At 43.6% G+C, this 20,949-nt stretch carries 20 protein-coding genes and 1 pseudogene; 12 read left to right on the top strand and 9 right to left on the bottom strand.

All coding sequences use genetic code 11. The features are described 5' to 3' along the window. Nucleotides 1-147: 147 nt before the first annotated feature. The 6 genes from trpA to PPIS_RS06470 are packed head-to-tail and all read right to left on the bottom strand — an operon-like array spanning nt 148 to nt 6,665. Nucleotides 148-954, bottom strand: a complete 807-nt coding sequence (gene trpA / locus PPIS_RS06495; protein ID WP_010378562.1) for a tryptophan synthase subunit alpha — start codon at nt 952-954, stop codon at nt 148-150. Next, on the bottom strand, nt 951-2,135 hold the full coding sequence (gene trpB / locus PPIS_RS06490) for a tryptophan synthase subunit beta (RefSeq protein WP_010378564.1): 1,185 nt from the start codon (nt 2,133-2,135) through the stop codon (nt 951-953). Before trpB ends, trpA begins: the two co-directional genes overlap by 4 nt. 7 nt (nt 2,136-2,142) lie before the next feature. Further along, nucleotides 2,143-3,507, bottom strand: a complete 1,365-nt coding sequence (trpCF, locus tag PPIS_RS06485; RefSeq protein WP_010378566.1) for a bifunctional indole-3-glycerol-phosphate synthase TrpC/phosphoribosylanthranilate isomerase TrpF — start codon at nt 3,505-3,507, stop codon at nt 2,143-2,145. Further along, complete coding sequence (gene trpD / locus PPIS_RS06480; protein ID WP_010378567.1) at nt 3,500-4,504, bottom strand: anthranilate phosphoribosyltransferase; 1,005 nt, start codon at nt 4,502-4,504, stop codon at nt 3,500-3,502. The genes trpCF and trpD overlap by 8 nt, the downstream gene beginning before the upstream one ends. Nucleotides 4,505-4,513: 9 nt before the next feature. Then, nucleotides 4,514-5,095, bottom strand: a complete 582-nt coding sequence (locus PPIS_RS06475; protein WP_010378569.1) for an aminodeoxychorismate/anthranilate synthase component II — start codon at nt 5,093-5,095, stop codon at nt 4,514-4,516. Continuing rightward, nucleotides 5,088-6,665: an anthranilate synthase component 1 gene (locus tag PPIS_RS06470; RefSeq protein WP_010378572.1), complete on the bottom strand. Its 1,578-nt coding sequence runs from the start codon at nt 6,663-6,665 to the stop codon at nt 5,088-5,090. Before PPIS_RS06470 ends, PPIS_RS06475 begins: the two co-directional genes overlap by 8 nt. 701 nt (nt 6,666-7,366) lie before the next feature. Between PPIS_RS06470 and rnm (PPIS_RS06465) the strand changes: the two genes are divergently transcribed. The 8 genes and pseudogenes from rnm (PPIS_RS06465) (at nt 7,367) to PPIS_RS06425 (ending at nt 13,424) form a co-directional block, all read left to right on the top strand. After that, on the top strand, nt 7,367-8,212 hold the full coding sequence (rnm, locus tag PPIS_RS06465) for an RNase RNM (protein ID WP_010378575.1): 846 nt from the start codon (nt 7,367-7,369) through the stop codon (nt 8,210-8,212). Nucleotides 8,213-8,216: 4 nt separating this feature from the next. Continuing rightward, nucleotides 8,217-8,540, top strand: a pseudogene (locus PPIS_RS06460) (Sua5/YciO/YrdC/YwlC family protein); the annotation flags it as partial. Between the two features lie 479 nt (nt 8,541-9,019). Further along, nucleotides 9,020-9,865: an RNase RNM gene (gene rnm, locus PPIS_RS06455; RefSeq protein WP_010378575.1), complete on the top strand. Its 846-nt coding sequence runs from the start codon at nt 9,020-9,022 to the stop codon at nt 9,863-9,865. 4 nt (nt 9,866-9,869) lie between these two features. Continuing rightward, nucleotides 9,870-10,490: an L-threonylcarbamoyladenylate synthase gene (locus tag PPIS_RS06450; RefSeq protein WP_010378577.1), complete on the top strand. Its 621-nt coding sequence runs from the start codon at nt 9,870-9,872 to the stop codon at nt 10,488-10,490. A gap of 11 nt (nt 10,491-10,501) precedes the next feature. Further along, nucleotides 10,502-11,296 (top strand): segregation and condensation protein A, encoded by a 795-nt coding sequence (locus tag PPIS_RS06445; RefSeq protein WP_010378579.1) that lies wholly within the window; start codon nt 10,502-10,504, stop codon nt 11,294-11,296. A gap of 53 nt (nt 11,297-11,349) precedes the next feature. Beyond that, nucleotides 11,350-11,937 carry an SMC-Scp complex subunit ScpB gene (gene scpB, locus PPIS_RS06440; protein WP_010378581.1) on the top strand — a complete coding sequence of 196 codons (588 nt, stop codon included), beginning with the start codon at nt 11,350-11,352 and terminating at the stop codon, nt 11,935-11,937. Beyond that, a complete protein-coding gene (rluB, locus tag PPIS_RS06435) occupies nt 11,934-12,794 on the top strand; it encodes a 23S rRNA pseudouridine(2605) synthase RluB (protein WP_010378582.1) in 861 nt (286 codons plus the stop codon). The genes scpB and rluB overlap by 4 nt, the downstream gene beginning before the upstream one ends. A 225-nt stretch (nt 12,795-13,019) precedes the next feature. After that, the gene (locus PPIS_RS06425) at nt 13,020-13,424 is read left to right on the top strand and encodes a GFA family protein (RefSeq protein WP_010378583.1); all 405 of its coding nucleotides are present in this window, start codon (nt 13,020-13,022) and stop codon (nt 13,422-13,424) included. 48 nt (nt 13,425-13,472) lie between these two features. Here PPIS_RS06425 and PPIS_RS06420 read toward each other — a convergent pair whose 3' ends face one another. After that, on the bottom strand, nt 13,473-14,216 hold the full coding sequence (locus PPIS_RS06420) for a YciK family oxidoreductase (RefSeq protein ID WP_010378584.1): 744 nt from the start codon (nt 14,214-14,216) through the stop codon (nt 13,473-13,475). Between the two features lie 296 nt (nt 14,217-14,512). On the opposite strand from PPIS_RS06420, the gene PPIS_RS06415 reads away from it, so the two are divergent. Beyond that, nucleotides 14,513-14,917, top strand: coding sequence for a GFA family protein (locus PPIS_RS06415; RefSeq protein WP_010378583.1), 405 nt, complete (start codon nt 14,513-14,515; stop codon nt 14,915-14,917). A gap of 48 nt (nt 14,918-14,965) precedes the next feature. Here PPIS_RS06415 and PPIS_RS06410 read toward each other — a convergent pair whose 3' ends face one another. After that, a complete protein-coding gene (locus PPIS_RS06410) occupies nt 14,966-15,709 on the bottom strand; it encodes a YciK family oxidoreductase (RefSeq protein WP_010378584.1) in 744 nt (247 codons plus the stop codon). 196 nt (nt 15,710-15,905) lie between these two features. Between PPIS_RS06410 and PPIS_RS06405 the strand changes: the two genes are divergently transcribed. From PPIS_RS06405 to PPIS_RS06395, 3 genes are all read left to right on the top strand, one after another. Beyond that, a complete protein-coding gene (locus PPIS_RS06405) occupies nt 15,906-18,335 on the top strand; it encodes a VolA/Pla-1 family phospholipase (protein WP_010378586.1) in 2,430 nt (809 codons plus the stop codon). 102 nt (nt 18,336-18,437) lie between these two features. Beyond that, complete coding sequence (gene sohB, locus PPIS_RS06400; RefSeq protein WP_010378587.1) at nt 18,438-19,451, top strand: protease SohB; 1,014 nt, start codon at nt 18,438-18,440, stop codon at nt 19,449-19,451. A gap of 113 nt (nt 19,452-19,564) precedes the next feature. Continuing rightward, nucleotides 19,565-19,873 (top strand): hypothetical protein, encoded by a 309-nt coding sequence (locus PPIS_RS06395; protein WP_010378588.1) that lies wholly within the window; start codon nt 19,565-19,567, stop codon nt 19,871-19,873. 137 nt (nt 19,874-20,010) lie between these two features. Here PPIS_RS06395 and PPIS_RS06390 read toward each other — a convergent pair whose 3' ends face one another. Further along, nucleotides 20,011-20,931, bottom strand: a complete 921-nt coding sequence (locus tag PPIS_RS06390; protein WP_010378589.1) for an NAD-dependent epimerase/dehydratase family protein — start codon at nt 20,929-20,931, stop codon at nt 20,011-20,013. Nucleotides 20,932-20,949: the final 18 nt, after the last annotated feature.

Below are 20,949 nucleotides of genomic sequence, written 5' to 3'. Positions count from 1 at the left end.
ATAATTAGCCTAGCCAACACAAAAAACCAACGCTGAAACTTACGGCAGAGAAAACTGCTCCAACAACTGGGAAAAATAAACCCCGCTTAAAAAAGCGGGGTTTATCATCAATCTGAGCCAGTGTCTAACACTGGCTTGAAAGTAATATTACTTCTGCGTTGCAGCTTTCATTCGCTCAACAAAGGTTTTTAACTCAAAGCACATGGTGCTAGGATCATCCAAATGTTTTTCGATGATTTTCACCACCGCCGAGCCACTAATTGCACCTGCCGCACCTGAGCTAATCGCATGCTTTACATGCTCCGGTTCAGAAATACCAAACCCTAGCAGTGGCGGCGCAGCATGATACTCGATAAGTTTGGTGATCATCTCTGTTGCCGGCATTTGTGCCGTCGTTTCTGTGCCAGTCACGCCTGCGCGCGAAAGTAAATAAGTATAGCCACGACCTCGGGTGGCGCATTCTCGTAACGTATCATCGCAGGCATTCGGTGTGGCAATGAAAATTGGCGCGATGTCATTTGCCATTGCAGTGAGCCTAAACGGTTTGGCTTCGTGCAGTGGCACATCAGCAACTAAGATAGAATCCACACCCGCAGTTTTGGCGTCTTGATAAAACTGCTCAATACCCCGAGCAAAAATCAAGTTTGAGTAAAGCAACAAGCCAATTGGAATATCGCTATTGTAACGACGAATTTCAGCGATGATCTCAAGACAGTCTTGCGTATTAACATCTTGCTCTAATGCACGGATGTTAGCCGCTTGGATAACCGGACCATCGGCGATGGGATCGGAAAATGGAATACCGAGCTCCAATGCATCAGCGCCACCGTCAATCAGGCTTTTGATGATCTCAATACTGAGTGCCTTATCGGGATCGCCAATCGTTACGAAAGGAACGAATGCACCTTGGCTTTTTTCATTTAAGTGCGCGAACATCGCGTCATAACGTCTCATAGTTCACCTCGCTCAGATAGTACCTGGTGGACGTGAGCTAAGTCTTTGTCTCCGCGACCACTTAAGTTAACAACAATCACCGTTTCTTCAGTTTGCGCTTCTGCATATTTTAATGCGTATGCCAGAGCATGGCTCGACTCTAAGGCTGGAATAATACCTTCGTGTTTGGCAAGCGCTTGAAAGGCATTTAATGCTTCAGTGTCAGTAATGCCAACATACTGCGCGCGGCCTGTTTCATGAAGGTAGGCGTGTTGTGGACCAACCGCTGGGTAGTCAAGACCCGCTGACACAGAGTAAGATTCTTCAATTTGGCCATCTTTGTTCTGCATGATATAGGTATAGGCGCCGTGCAAGATGCCTTTACTTCCTTTACATAGTGCAGCGCCGTGCTCATCGGTATCTAGGCCTTTACCAGCCGGTTCCACCCCGATTAATTTAACGTCTTTTTCGTCAATAAAGTCTGCGAACATACCAATAGCATTTGAGCCGCCGCCCACACAAGCGATAACCGCATCAGGCAAACGACCTTCCGCTTTTAGTACTTGTTGTTTCGCCTCTTCACCAATCATTTTTTGGAACTCACGGACAATCGTCGGGAACGGGTGAGGACCTGCAGCCGTGCCGAGTAAATAATGTGCCGTTTTGTAGTTTGCAGACCAGTCACGTAATGCTTCATTTACCGCGTCTTTTAATGTGCCTGAGCCAGCGGTAACTGGGATAACTTCCGCACCCATCAAACGCATTCTAAATACGTTTGGTTGCTGACGCTTAACATCTTTAGCCCCCATGTATACTCGGCACTTTAAGCCGAGTAAGGAGCAGGCTAGGGCGGTTGCAACACCATGTTGTCCAGCGCCGGTTTCAGCAATGACTTCTTTTTTACCCATACGTTTGGTTAAGAGCGCTTGACCTAACACTTGGTTGGTCTTGTGTGCACCACCGTGAAGTAAATCTTCACGCTTTAAGTACAGTTTGACCTTAGGGTTTTTAACTAAGTTGCGTGTCTTGGTCAGTGGTGTTGGGCGACCCGCAAATTCATTCAAAAGTTGATAAAACTCCTGCTGAAATTCTGGGTCTTTTTGTGATTTATAAAATTCCTGTTCTAACTGCTTTAACGCAGGTACGAGTAACTCGGGCACAAACATGCCTCCGAAGTCACCAAAATAAGCTGAATTACTCATGTCCACCTCAATATTTTCGAATTTGTGTAAACGCGTTAGCGATTTTTTGAGCGCATTTTTTACCAGGCGATTGCTCAACGCCTGAATTTAGGTCAAGACCATCGGCACCTATATTAACGGCGCCGTGAATATTGTCGGGGTTTAGGCCGCCAGCCAACATATAATTGCTCGAACTACGATTTAATAGCTGCCAATCAAACACTTGTCCCGTGCCACCAAATGCAGTGTCGGTTTTGGTATCGTACAATTGCTTGTCTACGCCAGCGAAGGGGCTTGGCAGTGCTGTGTCCACACCTTGTGCTTTCCAAATTTGACAGGTAACTGGAAGTTGTTTTCGCAGGGTATCGATGTACAGCTCATCTTCATTGCCATGTAATTGCACTGCGCTCAGTTTTAATATTTGCGCATACTCTGCAACTTGTTCAAGCGGTGCGTTAACAAACACACCAACGTACTTGAGTGGTGCGCTATCGGCGACAGCCTTCGCACAATCAATGTCGACATAACGAGGCGATTTTGGATAAAAGATAAGACCGCCGTATACCGCGCCAGCTTCATAAGCTGCTTGCGCATCTTGGCTTCGTGTAAGACCACACACTTTGTTTTCGCCCAAAATCAAGCGTCTACAAGCAAGTTCTAAGTCCTGTTCAGCCATCAGTGAACTACCAACCAAAAAGCCGTCACAAATCGGTGATAAGCGTTTCACATCGCGGTGTGTGTATATACCAGACTCTGAAATCACGACTTTGTCTTCGGGGATTAACTTTCTTAGTTTCTCTGTAGTTGCTAAATCCGTTGATAAGTCTCTGAGATCACGGTTGTTAATACCGATAAGTTCAGCATCTAACGCAAGCGCTCTTGTCACTTCTTCTTCGTTACTTACTTCCGTTAAAATCGACATATTAAGTGATTTGGCCACGCTCGCTAGTGCCAAATACTCTTCGTCATTTAATACAGACAACATCAAAAGAATGGCATCGCCACCGTGTAAGCGGGCGAGATAAACTTGGTATTCATCAATAAAGAAGTCTTTACAGATCAGAGGCTGATCAACCAGCTTTCTCACCGTGGCAAGGTATTCATAACTGCCTTGAAAGTATTTTTCGTCGGTTAGTACACTAATACATGTCGCGTACTTACGATAAACACTGGTAATTTCAGTCAAATCAAAATGTGAGCGAATAAGGCCTTTTGAAGGCGACGCCTTTTTGCACTCTAAAATAAATTGGGTCCCAGCTTGCGCCAACGCAGCGGTGAAGTTAAGCGTGGTGGGGGTTACTTCGTCGATAAAGTCACTTAGCGGACGCTGCGCCTTACGCGCTTTTAATTCTTCGACTTTATCGGCAACAATTTTTTCTAATACGTTAGCCATTACTTACCTCTACAATGTTAGCCAAGGTTGTCATGGCTTTCTTGCTCGCAAGCACTTCGCGTACTTGTTGGCTTGCAGTTTTAAAATCTGTGGCCTTATCGGTTAATACCAACAAGGCTGCAACGTTTGCAATAATCGCTGCATTGTGTGCTGCTTCGCCTTCACCATTTAAAATCGCAAGGCTCGCTTTCGCGTTATATTCTGGCGTATCACCAGCAATAGATTCAAGTGAATAGTTTTCTAGTCCAAAATCGCTTGGGGTAACAGTGTATTGCGTCACTTCACCCTGCTTTACTTCTGCGACTAGCGTTTCGCCGTGTAGGGCAATTTCATCTGTGCCACTACCGTGAACTACCATCGCTCGTTTCGTACCTAAGCGGTTTAACGTTTCAGCCATGGGTAAAACAAGGGCAGGGTCGTAAACGCCGAGTAATTGCACTTCAGGCTTGGCTGGGTTTGCCAATGGTCCCAGAATATTAAATATCGTACGTGTTTTTAGTTGCGTGCGAACCGGCATAGCATGTTTTACACCTGCGTGGTAATGCGGCGCAAACAAAAAGGTAAAGCCGGTCTCTGCTAAGCACTTTTCTGCAAGTGCGGGAGTCATATCAATGTTGATCCCAAGCGCTTTTAGTAAATCAGCGGAACCTGATTTACTGCTCACGCTGCGATTACCGTGTTTGACCATATTAATACCACATGCTGCGGCGACAATGGCGGCGGTGGTACTCACGTTGATGGTATTTGTGCCATCGCCACCCGTACCACAGCTGTCTGCTGCGAGTAGGTCTTGCTTGTCAAATGCGGTGGCATGATCACGCATAGCCTGAGCTGCTCCGGCTATTTCCGCTGCTGTTTCACCTTTAAACTTTAGCGCAAGCAGCGCTGCTGTAAGTTCGATGTCGCTCAGTTGTCCAGCCATAATATCGCTAAACAAGGATTTGGCGGCGTCGAACGATAAATCTTGTTGCTGTAATAGAGGTTGTAACTTTTCCATCGTGCTCTCCTAAGCGCTAAGGTATGCGATACTTTGTTGTAATAGCTGAGCGCCATTGGGGGTTAATATTGACTCTGGGTGAAATTGATAGCCAATCACTTTGTGCTCACTGTGATAGATAGCCATCGGAATGGCCTGATATCTCGCGATCACTTGTAGTGCTGGTGGAACGCTTGTTGCCATCAGAGAATGATAACGCGCCACGGGGAATTGCGTCCCAAGTCCGGCAAATACCGGATGCTCATCCGCTTCAATAATAGAAGATTTTCCATGTACCGTCTCACCCGCTTTGCCAACTTCACCACCATAACTTTGGGTTAGGGCTTGTTGACCGAGGCAAATCCCAAGCATGGGGAATTTACCTTTACATAGCTCAATTAACGCGAGCAAACAACCTGCTTCCGATGGCGCGCCAGGTCCAGGTGATAAAACTAAGATCACGGGATCAACCTCTGCACACATTTTATTGAAAATGGTTTCGGCAGAGATATTGTTACGATAAACGACCAAGTCGAGTCCTAGCAAACTAAGCTCATCCACAAGGTTATAACTGAAAGAATCGAAATTATCTAAAAAGTATACCTTAGTCATGGTTTGCTCCTTCATACGTGGACTGTACTGCTTTAATCACTGCCATGGCTTTAGCTTTGGTTTCATTTGCTTCGCTTTGTGGATTTGAATCAAACACAACACCCGCACCCGCTTGCACGTATGCAACGTTATCTTTTACAAACGCGGAGCGAATTACGATGCAGCTGTCCATCGCGCCATTGCCCATCAAATAACCTACCGCACCGCCGTAGCTGCCACGACGCTGCTTTTCTGTATGGCGAACAAGTTCTGCGGCTTTAACTTTTGGTGCGCCGACGAGAGTGCCCATATTCATACAAGCCTGATAGGCGTGAAGCGCATCTAAATCCGGCTTTAATTGGCCAACGACGCGTGATACTAAATGCATGACTTGTGAGTAGCGGTCCACTTTCAATAATTCTTTTGCGTGTCGAGTACCTGCAATACTGATCCGCGCGACATCATTACGGGCAAGGTCAACCAGCATAAGGTGCTCTGCACGCTCTTTTTGATCGTTGCGCAGCTCAAGTTCAATGCGGCTATCTAAATCTGGGTTGATACTACCATCAGCAAACTTACCTCGTGGTCTCGTTCCTGCAATGGGATAGACTTCAACCTGGTTACTCTGCTCACAATATTTGAGAGCCGACTCTGGAGATGCGCCAAATAGCACAAAGCGTTCATCCTTCATATAAAACATGTAAGGACTAGGGTTTTGTAGTTTGAGCTGTTTATAGGCGGCGAGTGAGTTATGGCAAGGAAGTGAAAAAGTGCGAGAGGGAACGACTTGAAAGATGTCACCGTTGATAATGTTGGTTTTCAACTTTTCAACGTGTTGACAATATTCGTCGTCACTCACATTGACTTTGACATCTGCGCCGCCACTTTGTGGCTCAAACTGAAATTCGGTGATTTGGTCACACTGACTGTTTAGCTCTTCTAGCTGTTTGCCTACTTCAAAACAATTGGCGTGAACCTCAGGGCCATTGAAAACATTACCAATGAGCTCAGTGGTTTGTGCTTGATGATCGATCACAACTAGGGTTTCAGCGAGATAGAAAACATAGTCGGGACAGTCGTTGTCCCCATCTGGTACTTCGGGAAGTTGCTCAAAGTTTGCCACCATATCATAGGCGAATACACCACCTAAAAAGACGGAAAACGGCGTATCTGAGTTACGTTTAATTTTATTTATACAGGTTCTGAGCGCACTAAAGGCGTTATCCGCTTTTAGTTTTGTATGCTCATCAATGTCACTTTCCAATGCGTTGTACGTGAGCGTCAAGGTATTATCATTGAGGACCACGTCACAATTTGTGACCTTTTGCGCAAGGTACGGTAGCAACTGAGCACCATTGTTAGACAAGGCTTTGGCAATTACTTGGGCGCCGTTACATTCGAATCGAATTGCACTATCCACAAGCACGATACTTTTCACATTGTCTTTAGACTCTATTTCAGCTGATTCGAGTAGTAACGAGTTTACTTTGTTTAAACCTGCGTATAAAGACAGTGGGCTGGCAATATAATCGCGCCTTTGTCTTATGCTGGTGACCTCACCTGGTGTGGTCGTTATGTGACTAAAAATCAAACCTCATTCCTCTTAATTTCTAGGGCCTGTTGACCTTTGCTGTTTGATTTTTGTTCTTCTGAGTGTGTTTTGGTCGCGACGCTCGACTTGCCGCCTAGTAATCTAGGCAAAAGTTGAGCAACAATGAACAAAGCGCACTCAGATGAACCCAAAGGGCAGCGCTTGATTAGCATTTCTACTGTGTTATCGCCAGACTTACATAGAATGACTATGCTACGCTGGCTCTGCCTTGTATAAATACCAATCAAACTGCTGCAAAAACAAACTTGAAAGATCAACAGACCCTAGATATTCTGTTTAGAAAATAAAAAACCCCCGAAAGCTGAGCTCTGCGGGGGTTATTGTTCAGACACAACAATACCGTCCCGCTAGGGCATCCACCACCACCAAATTGTGTTTACTGTGATATTGTTGTTCATATAAGCCTCTAAAAAGTATAAAAAAACCCGCGACATTGCGCGGGTTGATAAATCGTAGATATAACGAAACACACCCGCTTAGTTCGAGTGCCACCACCAAATGTTTTTTTGAATTTGTTTGTTCATTTGTGAATATTTCGTTGTTTAATCTAAATTAGCTACAGTAAACCCTATTCTTGCTACAAGTGTCAAGGGCAAATATCAGAAAATAACCTAAGGTCGTATCAGTTAACTTGTGATATAATCAAAACGTTGATAATTCATAGAGATAGTTAATACATTTTGATTAAATATGACCTCCACAGCCATACTACTTTTTCCGATGGCCGCTTAGCTGTTGATGAATTGCTTGAGCGAGCAACGGAAAAAGGCGTTGATATTCTTGCAATTACCGATCATGACACGATAGATGCGATCCAGCCTGCCCGTGACTACATTAACCAAAATAATCTGACTTTAGAACTTATTAATGGCGTTGAAATTTCCACAAAATGGGAAAGCTTTGAGATCCATATCGTTGGATTAAATTTTGACCCTGAGCATGAAGCATTAACAAAGCTGCTGCACGAACAGCAGCAAAAGCGAGAAGCCAGAGCGAAAGAAATCGGCGATCGCTTAGCCAAAAAGGGCTATGAGCATGTCTACGAAGATGCCCTTGCACTTGCCCAAACTGCGCAGATCACCAGAGCGCATTTTGCTCAAGTGCTGGTTGAGCGGGGCGTGGCCAAAAACGTGCAAAGCGTTTTCAATAAATTTTTAGCACGTGGCAAGACTGGGTATGTGCCAAGTCAGTGGTGCGATATACAAACGGCCGTTGCTGCTATTCATGCAGCGGGTGGAGTAAGTGTGTTGGCGCATCCTGCCAGATATAAGATGTCGAATAAGTGGTTGAGAAAGTTAATTGCTGAATTTAAATCGGTTGGGGGAGCTGCAATGGAAGTTGCACAGCCGCAGCAAGCGCCTACTGAGCGCCAATTTTTGGGGCGACTAAGTCAAGAGTTTGAATTGTTAGCAAGCCAAGGGTCAGATTTCCACTTCCCAATGCCTTGGGTCGACCTTGGTCGTAACTTGTATTTACCTAAAGATTGTCAAGGAGTTTGGCGTCATTGGGGAGGCAAAGAGGAATAAGCTTATGAGTCAATTTTTTCATATTCACCCAGATAACCCGCAAACGCGTTTAATTCGCCAAGCGGCTGATATTATTGAGCAAGGTGGCGTGGTGGTGTTTCCAACCGACTCCGGCTATGCCATTGGTTGCAACCTCGGTAATAAGCAAGCTAAGGAGCGGATAGAGCGGATCCGCGGCATTGAAAAACACCATAACTTCACTCTTTTATGCCGCGATCTGTCGGAGCTTTCGACCTATGCCCGTGTCGATAATCAAATGTTTAGGATGATTAAGAATAATACGCCCGGTCCGTACACGTTTATTTTTAAAGGGACGAAAGAAGTTCCTCTCTGCCTTGTATAAATACCAATCAAACTGCTGCAAAAACAAACTTGAAAGATCAACAGACCCTAGATATTCTGTTTAGAAAATAAAAAACCCCCGAAAGCTGAGCTCTGCGGGGGTTATTGTTCAGACACAACAATACCGTCCCGCTAGGGCATCCACCACCACCAAATTGTGTTTACTGTGATATTGTTGTTCATATAAGCCTCTAAAAAGTATAAAAAAACCCGCGACATTGCGCGGGTTGATAAATCGTAGATATAACGAAACACACCCGCTTAGTTCGAGTGCCACCACCAAATGTTTTTTTGAATTTGTTTGTTCATTTGTGAATATTTCGTTGTTTAATCTAAATTAGCTACAGTAAACCCTATTCTTGCTACAAGTGTCAAGGGCAAATATCAGAAAATAACCTAAGGTCGTATCAGTTAACTTGTGATATAATCAAAACGTTGATAATTCATAGAGATAGTTAATACATTTTGATTAAATATGACCTCCACAGCCATACTACTTTTTCCGATGGCCGCTTAGCTGTTGATGAATTGCTTGAGCGAGCAACGGAAAAAGGCGTTGATATTCTTGCAATTACCGATCATGACACGATAGATGCGATCCAGCCTGCCCGTGACTACATTAACCAAAATAATCTGACTTTAGAACTTATTAATGGCGTTGAAATTTCCACAAAATGGGAAAGCTTTGAGATCCATATCGTTGGATTAAATTTTGACCCTGAGCATGAAGCATTAACAAAGCTGCTGCACGAACAGCAGCAAAAGCGAGAAGCCAGAGCGAAAGAAATCGGCGATCGCTTAGCCAAAAAGGGCTATGAGCATGTCTACGAAGATGCCCTTGCACTTGCCCAAACTGCGCAGATCACCAGAGCGCATTTTGCTCAAGTGCTGGTTGAGCGGGGCGTGGCCAAAAACGTGCAAAGCGTTTTCAATAAATTTTTAGCACGTGGCAAGACTGGGTATGTGCCAAGTCAGTGGTGCGATATACAAACGGCCGTTGCTGCTATTCATGCAGCGGGTGGAGTAAGTGTGTTGGCGCATCCTGCCAGATATAAGATGTCGAATAAGTGGTTGAGAAAGTTAATTGCTGAATTTAAATCGGTTGGGGGAGCTGCAATGGAAGTTGCACAGCCGCAGCAAGCGCCTACTGAGCGCCAATTTTTGGGGCGACTAAGTCAAGAGTTTGAATTGTTAGCAAGCCAAGGGTCAGATTTCCACTTCCCAATGCCTTGGGTCGACCTTGGTCGTAACTTGTATTTACCTAAAGATTGTCAAGGAGTTTGGCGTCATTGGGGAGGCAAAGAGGAATAAGCTTATGAGTCAATTTTTTCATATTCACCCAGATAACCCGCAAACGCGTTTAATTCGCCAAGCGGCTGATATTATTGAGCAAGGTGGCGTGGTGGTGTTTCCAACCGACTCCGGCTATGCCATTGGTTGCAACCTCGGTAATAAGCAAGCTAAGGAGCGGATAGAGCGGATCCGCGGCATTGAAAAACACCATAACTTCACTCTTTTATGCCGCGATCTGTCGGAGCTTTCGACCTATGCCCGTGTCGATAATCAAATGTTTAGGATGATTAAGAATAATACGCCCGGTCCGTACACGTTTATTTTTAAAGGGACGAAAGAAGTTCCTCGTCGTTTGCTCAATGAGAAGAAAAAAACCATCGGGATCCGTGTGACTGATAACCCAATTACTTGCGCGTTGTTGGAAGCACTAGGTGAACCTTTGATGTCATGCTCTTTGATTTTGCCAGGAGAGCAGTTTACTGAGTCTGACCCCGATGATATCCGCATGCGTCTTGAGAAGCACGTAGACTTGATCATCCATGGTGGCTATTTAATTGAACAAGCAACCACTGTTATTGATATGTCTGAAGACACCATTGAAATTTTGCGTCGTGGCTGTGGTGATACGTCGCCTTTTGAATAACGCATGTTGAGATGACAGAAGCACTCCAACAGAAATTACCGCTAGCTTTTTTACACGGTGAAGCGGTAATTGAAAAGCCGGAAGATCTTTATATTCCTCCCGAAGCCCTAGAAGTTATCTTAGAGACCTTTGAAGGTCCGTTGGACTTACTGCTTTATCTTATTAAAAGACATAAATTAGATATTCTAGAATTACCGATTTTTAGTATTACTCAGCAGTATGTTCAGTACGTTGAAATGATGAAGGACATGCAGCTTGAACTTGCGGGTGAATACTTAGTGATGGCAGCTTTGCTGGCACAAATAAAATCAAGAATGCTACTACCAAAACACGAAGAGTTAGAGGAAGAGGAAGACCCCAGAGCAGAGCTGGTGAGACGCTTGCAGGAATACGAGCAATTTAAGCAAGCCGCTGAGAATTTAGATGAGATCCCTCGTGTTGAGCGTGATATCTTTGTCGCTCATGCGCTGGTAGACAGTAGTACCGACAATGAGCCAGAATTCCCAGACATTGAACTGAGGGAATTACTTTTGGCGCTGTCGGAAGTGATGGCTAGAGCCAAGACCTTTGAGCACCATCATATATCCGCAGAAGCACTTTCGACTCGAGAGCGTATGAGCTTTATATTGCAATTGCTACGAGAACAGGATAAGCCGGTAGAATTTGCGCGATTCTTTACCTTGGACGAAGGGCGCAGTGGTGTGGTGGTTACTTTTATTGCCATGCTCGAACTCATTAAGGAGCAATTGGTTGACTATATTCAGTCAGCAACCGCAGCGTCGATTTACCTGCATTTAAAAGGCTAGGGGATGGCTGCAGCCTCTGCTATACTCCGCATTTTTATCTTCAAGCATAAAATATGAAAAGACGCGTTAGCGATGAACAACTGGTTGAATTAGTTGAAGCAGCGATTTTCGTTTCAGATAAGCCGTTATCTAAAAAGCGCTTAAAAGAAACCGTGCTGGAAGATATCAGCGTGTCATCACCGCGTATTGATCAGGCACTGGAAACACTGGTAAATCATTATCAAACTCGCGGTGTAAGGCTGGTTGAGGTTGGTACCGGATACCGTTTTCAAGCTTGCCCGAGCTTGAGCCCTTGGTTAAGTAAACTGTGGCAGGAAAAAGCACCAAAATACTCACGTGCTACACTTGAGACTTTGGCATTGATTGCTTACCGACAACCAATCACTCGAGGCGAAATAGAGCAAGTTCGCGGGGTTACCGTGAGTTCTAATATTATCAAAAGCTTGATAGATCGCGAGTGGATAAAAGTGGTGGGTTACAAAGAGGTACCGGGTAAGCCTGCATTGTATGCAACGACAAAACAATTTTTAGATTACTTCTCATTATCTGGTCTTGGGGAATTACCTCGATTACCTGAACAACATAATGAGAAAATAGAACAGTTATTAAACGATCCTTCTGTGAGAGAACCATCTGAATGAGTGAAAAACTACAAAAAGTATTGGCAAGAGCTGGCGTTGGCTCAAGACGCGAAATGGAAAAGTATATTGAGTCTAACCGCGTAAGTGTAGATGGAAAAGTTGCCAAGCTAGGAGACCGAGTGGAAGAGACTTCGGTGATCCGTGTAGATGGACATATTGTTAAAATAGAGCAGCAAGAAGAGCGTATCTGTCGCGTACTTATGTATCATAAGTCTGAAGGTGAGCTGTGTACTCGTCGCGACCCTCAAGGTCGTCGCACTGTATTCGATAGGCTACCAAAGTTAGATGGTGACCGTTGGATAGCTATTGGGCGATTAGATATCAATACATCAGGCCTGTTGCTCTTTACCAATGATGGTGAGCTAGCTAATCGCTTGATGCATCCAAAATACGAAGTCGAACGTGAATATTCTGCTCGCGTATTTGGTGAAGTAACAAACCAAACGTTGCGTACATTAACCAAAGGCGTTGAGCTAGAAGACGGCCCTGCAAAATTCCTTAAGATTAAGCCTCTTGGTGGTGAAGGTCTGAATAAGTGGTTCAATGTAACGCTGACAGAAGGGCGCAATCGTGAAGTTAGGCGTCTTTGGCAGTCGCAAGATGTTGAAGTGTCGCGTTTGATCCGTATCCGTTATGGTAAATTGGAGCTTAACAAGCGTTTGCCACAAGGTGGATGGGAAGAATTAAAATTAGAAGATGTTAACTACTTACGTAAATCGGTAAGCATGAGAGCCGAGCAGCAAACTAAGTTGTCGGTCATGCCAGAAAAACGTAAAGACAAGCGCGCGAAAATTAATAAGATCCGCAAAGCAGTGAAAAAGCACAATCAAAGGGTTAAAACCCCAAGAAGAAAGTAATTTAAGCTTTTTATACCAATTAGCTTATGTAAGTGAGCTATTTTGAGGCGAGAAAATCTTGTCGATAACAAGGCAAAAATTTTGCTATTTAGTTGTTCTAAATGAGAAGTTTTTAACGTAGTTAGCGTCAGGTTTGCTCCTTCAAATTGATCAAGTATTAAGACTAATTGGTATTAAACACCAGCCTAGTGAGCTGGTGTTTTTGTATTTGATAAGGAGATGCAAATGAAAGAGATGTTTGCTGGTAGTTGTCTGTGTGGTCAGGTTAAATATCTTGTAGAGGGCAACGTGCAGGGCTTTTATCTATGTCATTGTGAATATTGTCAAAAAGACACAGGCTCTGCACATGCTGCGAATTTATTTTTTCAAAATGCAATGCTAACTTGGCTCGCGGGCGAAAAGTTGATAACGCGCTTTACTTTACCGAATACTAAGCACGTTAAAGCCTTTTGCGCTTGTTGTGGTTCTGCATTACCAAACCAGCAGCCTGTTGGTTTAGTGGTACCTGCCGGTAGCTTAGATGATGCACCGAGCCTTACGCCAACCGCACACCTATTTATCGCGAGCAAAGCAAAGTGGGATGAAAAATTAGAGCAAGTGCTGGCGTTTGAAACCTTGCCGAGAGATTAAATAATAAAGAAGGCTGCAATTGTGGATCTGCAGCCTTTAAAGTACTAGTTAGTAGGTTTGGGCATCTAAAGATTGGCCATTAACTCCGATTGAGTCATCAGACATCAAGTACAAGTATGTTGGCATTAATTCTTCAGGTGTTTTTAGTTTATCTTTATCTTCACCTGGGAATGCTGATGCACGCATACTTGTTTTTGTCGCACCAGGATTAATGCAGTTAATACGAATATTGGTTTTACCCACTTCTTCGGCCCAAGTTTGCATCATACCTTCGGTTGCGAATTTAGAAATTGCATATGCTCCCCAAAACTCGCGACCTTTGCGTCCTACACCCGATGAAGTAAAGACTATAGAAGCGTGAGGCGCTTTTCTCATTACTGGGAATAGCGATTTAGTGATCACCGCTTGGGCTGTTACGTTTACCTTCATTATGTTTTCAAAGGTTGAAACGCAAAAGTGTTCCATTGGACCTAAAGAGCCTAAAATAGACGCATTATTTAGCAAGCCATCAAGCTTCCCAAATTGCTGCTCGATGGTGGCAGCCAAGTCTCGGAAGTGTTGTTTGGTTGCACCACGTAAATCTAAAGGTACAATTGCAGGCTGTGGGTAACCGGCGTTAACAATTTCATCATAAACGGCTTCTAGTTTACTGGTGGTTTTGCCTAATAAAATAACCGTTGCACCATATTTGGCGTAATTAATTGCCGCAACACGGCCGATGCCGTCGCCAGCACCTGTTACTAGTATCGTTTTATTCGCAAGTGCGTTTTCAGGAGCTTGATAAGTCTGCATTCTGGACTCCAATTAAGATGTTTGGGCTATTTTATCACAATGCAGTAGCAAGTTAGCGAATTTATTGTAAATATGGCTGGCGAAATAACAAAGTTTGAGTTAAGTTTAACTGGTTGAGGCGAGAAAATCTTGTCGATAACAAGGCAAAAATTTTGCTATTTAGTTGTTCTAAATGAGAAGTTTTTAACGTAGTTAGCGTCAGGTTTGCTCCTTCAAATTGATCAAGTATTAAGACTAATTGGTATTAAACACCAGCCTAGTGAGCTGGTGTTTTTGTATTTGATAAGGAGATGCAAATGAAAGAGATGTTTGCTGGTAGTTGTCTGTGTGGTCAGGTTAAATATCTTGTAGAGGGCAACGTGCAGGGCTTTTATCTATGTCATTGTGAATATTGTCAAAAAGACACAGGCTCTGCACATGCTGCGAATTTATTTTTTCAAAATGCAATGCTAACTTGGCTCGCGGGCGAAAAGTTGATAACGCGCTTTACTTTACCGAATACTAAGCACGTTAAAGCCTTTTGCGCTTGTTGTGGTTCTGCATTACCAAACCAGCAGCCTGTTGGTTTAGTGGTACCTGCCGGTAGCTTAGATGATGCACCGAGCCTTACGCCAACCGCACACCTATTTATCGCGAGCAAAGCAAAGTGGGATGAAAAATTAGAGCAAGTGCTGGCGTTTGAAACCTTGCCGAGAGATTAAATAATAAAGAAGGCTGCAATTGTGGATCTGCAGCCTTTAAAGTACTAGTTAGTAGGTTTGGGCATCTAAAGATTGGCCATTAACTCCGATTGAGTCATCAGACATCAAGTACAAGTATGTTGGCATTAATTCTTCAGGTGTTTTTAGTTTATCTTTATCTTCACCTGGGAATGCTGATGCACGCATACTTGTTTTTGTCGCACCAGGATTAATGCAGTTAATACGAATATTGGTTTTACCCACTTCTTCGGCCCAAGTTTGCATCATACCTTCGGTTGCGAATTTAGAAATTGCATATGCTCCCCAAAACTCGCGACCTTTGCGTCCTACACCCGATGAAGTAAAGACTATAGAAGCGTGAGGCGCTTTTCTCATTACTGGGAATAGCGATTTAGTGATCACCGCTTGGGCTGTTACGTTTACCTTCATTATGTTTTCAAAGGTTGAAACGCAAAAGTGTTCCATTGGACCTAAAGAGCCTAAAATAGACGCATTATTTAGCAAGCCATCAAGCTTCCCAAATTGCTGCTCGATGGTGGCAGCCAAGTCTCGGAAGTGTTGTTTGGTTGCACCACGTAAATCTAAAGGTACAATTGCAGGCTGTGGGTAACCGGCGTTAACAATTTCATCATAAACGGCTTCTAGTTTACTGGTGGTTTTGCCTAATAAAATAACCGTTGCACCATATTTGGCGTAATTAATTGCCGCAACACGGCCGATGCCGTCGCCAGCACCTGTTACTAGTATCGTTTTATTCGCAAGTGCGTTTTCAGGAGCTTGATAAGTCTGCATTCTGGACTCCAATTAAGATGTTTGGGCTATTTTATCACAATGCAGTAGCAAGTTAGCGAATTTATTGTAAATATGGCTGGCGAAATAACAAAGTTTGAGTTAAGTTTAACTGGTCTAATGTCTTATTAAAAATGCTATTACATAGATTTAACGAGAATTATCACAATAATAATAAGATTATGTCGGAGCCTATAAAATGAAAAAAATGCTACTCTCACTCGCAGTATCAGCAGCACTCGCTGGCTGTGGAGGCGGTGAAACGTTAGAAGATGTAAAAAATGATACTACACCCGTTTCTCCAACGATTTCTGTTAAATTTGATCCATCCGGTGGTGTGATCTCAGTTCCAAACGATATCCTTTTATCCGGCACTCAAGACGGTACCTTAAATCTACCTGACGAAATGTTAGGAGTGAAAGATGGTGAAGGTAACCCTCTGGTAACGCGTGCAAGCTATGCAAACCCTAGTATTGTGATTGGCGCCTTAGATGGTTGGTCGACACAAATGCCTTACGTTATCGACATGACGACACCGAATGGTTTGACACTTGATGCGCAAAGCGTCATAACTCCGGGCTCTGTACGAATTTTTGAAGTTGCAATGGGTGGACCATTACAAACCGACGAAGATTGTGCTCAGGTGCCTTCAGGTATCGCTTGTAAGCCAATTGCTGAATTACAATTTGGCCCTGATGGTGATTTCGTTACCATGGCTAATAGCACAGGTAACGGTTTAGTTATTATCCCAGTTAAACCATTCAAACCTGAAACTACGTATATTACTGTTTTGACCAAAGGTCTTAAGGACTCAAAAGGTCAAAGTGTAGATGCTTCTTCGACTTACACGTTGTTGCGCCAAGACGCGCCATTGGTAACTGATGCTCAGAAATCGCTACAGGCTGTGATTCGTAGCTATGAAGGGGCGGTAACTGCAGTGGGTTCGGTGAGTAAAGAAGAGATTATATATACTGCAGCAATGACGACACAGTCGACTGGTCACGCATTGGCGGCGACTAAGCAATTGTTAGCCGCTAAATTACAAGGTGGTGCTAATCCTGTTGTCGCTGTACCTGCACAACCGGTGATCACCGTTGCAGATGCCCTTGTAGGAAAAGTGCCTGATGCTATTTTACCAGCTTTTAGAAGCGTGCGTTTATTGCAAGGTCAAATACAACTACCTCAATACTTATCACAACCAAAAAATAAAGATATCTCTGCGCTAGCTGATACCTATTGGCAAGCACGTTGCGACAGCGCGGTGGCTGTCGCTGGATATGCAGCGCAAGCTGGTGGTTTACCAGAGCCTACAGAACCAAATGATATCGCTTGTAATACACTTTCGGGTGGAAAGTTGAGAGATTTAGGCTTAGACGGTACTAAGTTCTTAACTAAGTACAATCCAATCCCTAAAGAGCAGTGGCTTGCTAATGTTCCTGTGCAAATCACAATGCCTGCGGATGAGTCTCAGCGCCCAGAGGGCGGCTGGCCTGTTGTTATCTTGCAACATGGTATCACGAGTAAAAAAGAAGACATGCTTGGCTTGACGTTGTCATTAACACAAGCTGGATTTGCCACAGTTGCGATTGATCACCCAATGCACGGTGCTCGCGGTTTAGATATCGATGGTGACGGCACAGATGATTTCAATGCCTCGACAGGCAGCGTGTTGTCCTACATGAACCTAACATCGTTGTTGGTTGCGCGTGATAACTTAAAGCAATCAGCAGCAGATTTAATGGGTTTACGTTTAGGCTTAAACTTCATCAATCTAGCATCTGGCGGTCAAGTTAACTTTAATACCCAGCAAGTTAGTTACTTAGGTCACTCACTGGGTTCGGTTGTAGGCCCAAGCTTCCTTGCTCAAACCAATGCGCCATTAAATCCAGCAATTGATGGTTTCTTTAAAGTTGAGTCAGCAGCACTTGCAAGTGGTGGCTCGGGCATTGCTAATTTCTTGATTGAGTCAAAATCATTTGGCCCGTTTGTTCAAGGCTCCGTGTTAAGCTCTGCAGGTAACCTAGCGTCGCAAGCGTTTAATGCCTATCTGCAAGAAGGCGCAATTACTGACTGTGGTACGTTTGCTGCGGATCAAAGCAAATATGTTTCTTGTGCATATGGAACGTTTAGAGCGAATTTAGAAGCGGCTGGAGACACCGCGACATTAGCACTGATTGATGGTACGGTGACGCAGTTTGGTTTTGCAGCACAGACCGCATTAGGTAGTGCCGATCCACTTAACTATGCAGCTTCCGTGAAAGCGCTACAAACGCCAGTATATATGAGCGTTGTTACGGGTGGTGTTGATGGCAATACAGCTGACTTGGTTATTCCTCCAACAACAGAACGTAGCTTCTTGTCAGGTAGCTTACCACTTGCTGGTTTCATGGGCTTAATGCCTGCAAGTGAAACGCAAATGAGTCAAGACGGAACACCTGGAAGTTATGTAGTGAAGTTCTCTCAGGGTCACCATAGTTCAATCTTGACGACAGGTTTTGATGAAAAAGCCGGTGGCACAGCAGCGGGACACGCAGCGGCGTCAATTGAAATGCAAACACAAGTTGCAAGCTTCTTGAAGTCAAAGGGTTTGGTTTTACAAGTATCTAACCCGGATGTTGTTGCAAACTAAGACATTTTTCGAGACTATAAAAGGCCGCAGCTAGCGGCCTTTTTTGTGTCCATTTTATATTGAAAAAATGGGCCCCTTTATGAGCTCAATGAGGAGAACGACTTGGCATTTTTGTTTGAATATGGGTTATTTCTAGCCAAGACAGTAACCATTATCTTTGGTATTGCAGTAGTCATTATTTTGATGGTGGGAGCAAGCTCAAAACCAAAATCGAAAAAGGGTGAAATTGAAGTTACCGATTTAAGCGATAGTCTGGCGCAATCTAAACAACAGTTTTTACAGCAAACGCTTGATAAAAAGGCGCTAAAATCCCTAAATAAGTCGCAATCAAAAGCGCAAAAAAATCAAGATAAAGAAGCAGTGAAAAACGTTTTTTATCTGGAATTTAATGGAAGTATGGACGCGCACGAAGTCACGGGTTTAAGAGAAGAGATCAACGCTATTTTAACGATTGCAGATAAAGAAAAGGATCAGGTTGTTGTGTCTGTAGAAAGTGGTGGTGGGGTTGTTCACGGTTATGGACTTGGTGCATCGCAACTTACGCGCATCAAGCAAGCGGGTATTCCTCTAACCGTCTGTGTGGACAAGGTTGCTGCAAGTGGCGGATATATGATGGCTTGTGTTGCAGATAAAATTATTGCAGCGCCATTTGCAATTATTGGTTCAATCGGCGTAATTGCGCAGATCCCCAACTTTAATCGTTTATTGAAAAAGAATAACGTTGATTTTGAAATGGTAACCGCGGGTGAGTATAAGCGTACACTCACGCTGTTTGGTGAAAATACGGATAAAGGCAGAGAAAAGTTTAAAGAGGAGATCGAAGAAACGCATGGTCTGTTCAAACACTTTGTTTCTGATAACCGTGTCGAACTCGATATTGAGAAAGTAGCCACTGGAGAACATTGGTTTGGTACACAAGCGCTAGAACTTAAACTAGTTGATGAAATATCTACTAGTGACGATTTACTCATGTCATTAAATGAAAGTCACCAACTCTATAAGGTGGCTTATAAGGCTAAAAAAGGCGTTGCTGAGAAGTTTGGACTCCAGTTGGGGCTTGCCATTGAACGTTTCTCCGTTAAAGCGTTAACAAAACTAAATCAATCTAAATATTAGTGATTGTTGTTCAGTTTATGTCAATAAGCTTTATTTCAAACTATTAACAATACTTTATAGACGGCGTTGTGTTCACAAAACGCATGACGCCGCGCTCTAATAGAGAGGTTGTTATGATTAAAGTTATTGTACTTTCTCTACTTACCTTGAGTCTGACTTTAGGTTTAAATCAGGCGAATGCTAAACCGGAGAAGTTACCGCCGGGCCTTGAGAAAAAGTTGAAGCAGGGCAAGCCACTTCCGCCAGGTTGGCAAAAAAAACTCCAAGTTGGAGAACGCTTAGATCCAGATATCTACGACCATGGTAAAGTCATTTATCGTGACAGAGATCGGGATTTGGTAACGATAAGCGTTGAAGGTAGAGTCATCAGGGTACTCGAAAATACCCTTGAAATTGTCGAAATTCTTAAAGGGATGAGATAAAAAGCATCAACTCTGTGCGGTGCAATTTCCCGTACAGAGTCCAAGTTTAGCAATTTAAGTGTTTGTTCCTCGCCAAAGCGTGTGTTAGTTGTAGCACTTAACTTAGCGCCTAATGATCTAGGTATTAAATAACGTCGTCATTCCTTGAGAGTTGTTGTTAGTCCATCTCGGTAAGCGGTAATTTCAAATTCCGTAAAGCGCTGTTTAAATTTATCTGATACAAATATGTTGTCGACTGCATATCGAGGTAACAGTTCTCGTGTTTCTCTTATAGGTTTGCTAAAAATGCTTAGCAGTGATAGCTGCCATTTCTTTAATATTGAATACTTGCCTTGAATGCCGAGTATTTCGCTCGCTAAGTTAACGATTTGCTTGTAAGTGAGTCGATTGTCATCACATGGTAGATGCCATGTCTGGCCATACGCATCAGAGGTATTGCCCAGTAACGCCATTGCTCTGCTAGCATCTGGCGTGTATATCAAGGTACGTAACGTATTATCGCTGATAAATACTTTCGCAGCATCTCCTGCTCTCAGCTTATCAAGAACCGTTGTATTGGTGATACTTTGCGTTTTACCCGGTCCATAAAACTCAGGCGCGCGGCAAATCATCGCATTGACTTGGCTTGTACTCATCGCATCGAGCAGCATATTCGCTATTAGTCCTCTAACTTTGCCTTTTTCGCCATATGGCAAAAAAGGTGTTTCTTCTGTGAGACGTTCATTGCTTTGCGGATACATATAAGTGTTATCAAAATACACTAATTTGGCATTATGTTTTGCACACGCATCGATGACATTTCGCATCATAATGGGAAATTGCTCAACCCACATGTTTGTGTCAATCGGCAGTCCTGTGGTTAAGTAAACAATTTCAGAGCCTGCTACTGCTTTTTGCGTTTGACTGCCGTCAAGTAGATTAGCGCTGAGTAATTCGTCCGTGTTGTTTATCTTTTTTGGTGTGCGGCTGACAAGACGAATGTTATCGGTAAAGTCTTTCTTTAAAGCTCGGGCGAGCTCACTACCAATTTGGCCGTTTGCTCCAAGTATTGTTTGCATAAAAAATTACCTTAATTT

The organism is Pseudoalteromonas piscicida, assembly GCF_000238315.3.
Lineage (GTDB): Bacteria > Pseudomonadota > Gammaproteobacteria > Enterobacterales > Alteromonadaceae > Pseudoalteromonas > Pseudoalteromonas piscicida.
The sequence above is the reverse complement of the archived record's forward strand: the minus strand, read 5'-3'. Positions and strand labels throughout refer to the sequence as shown.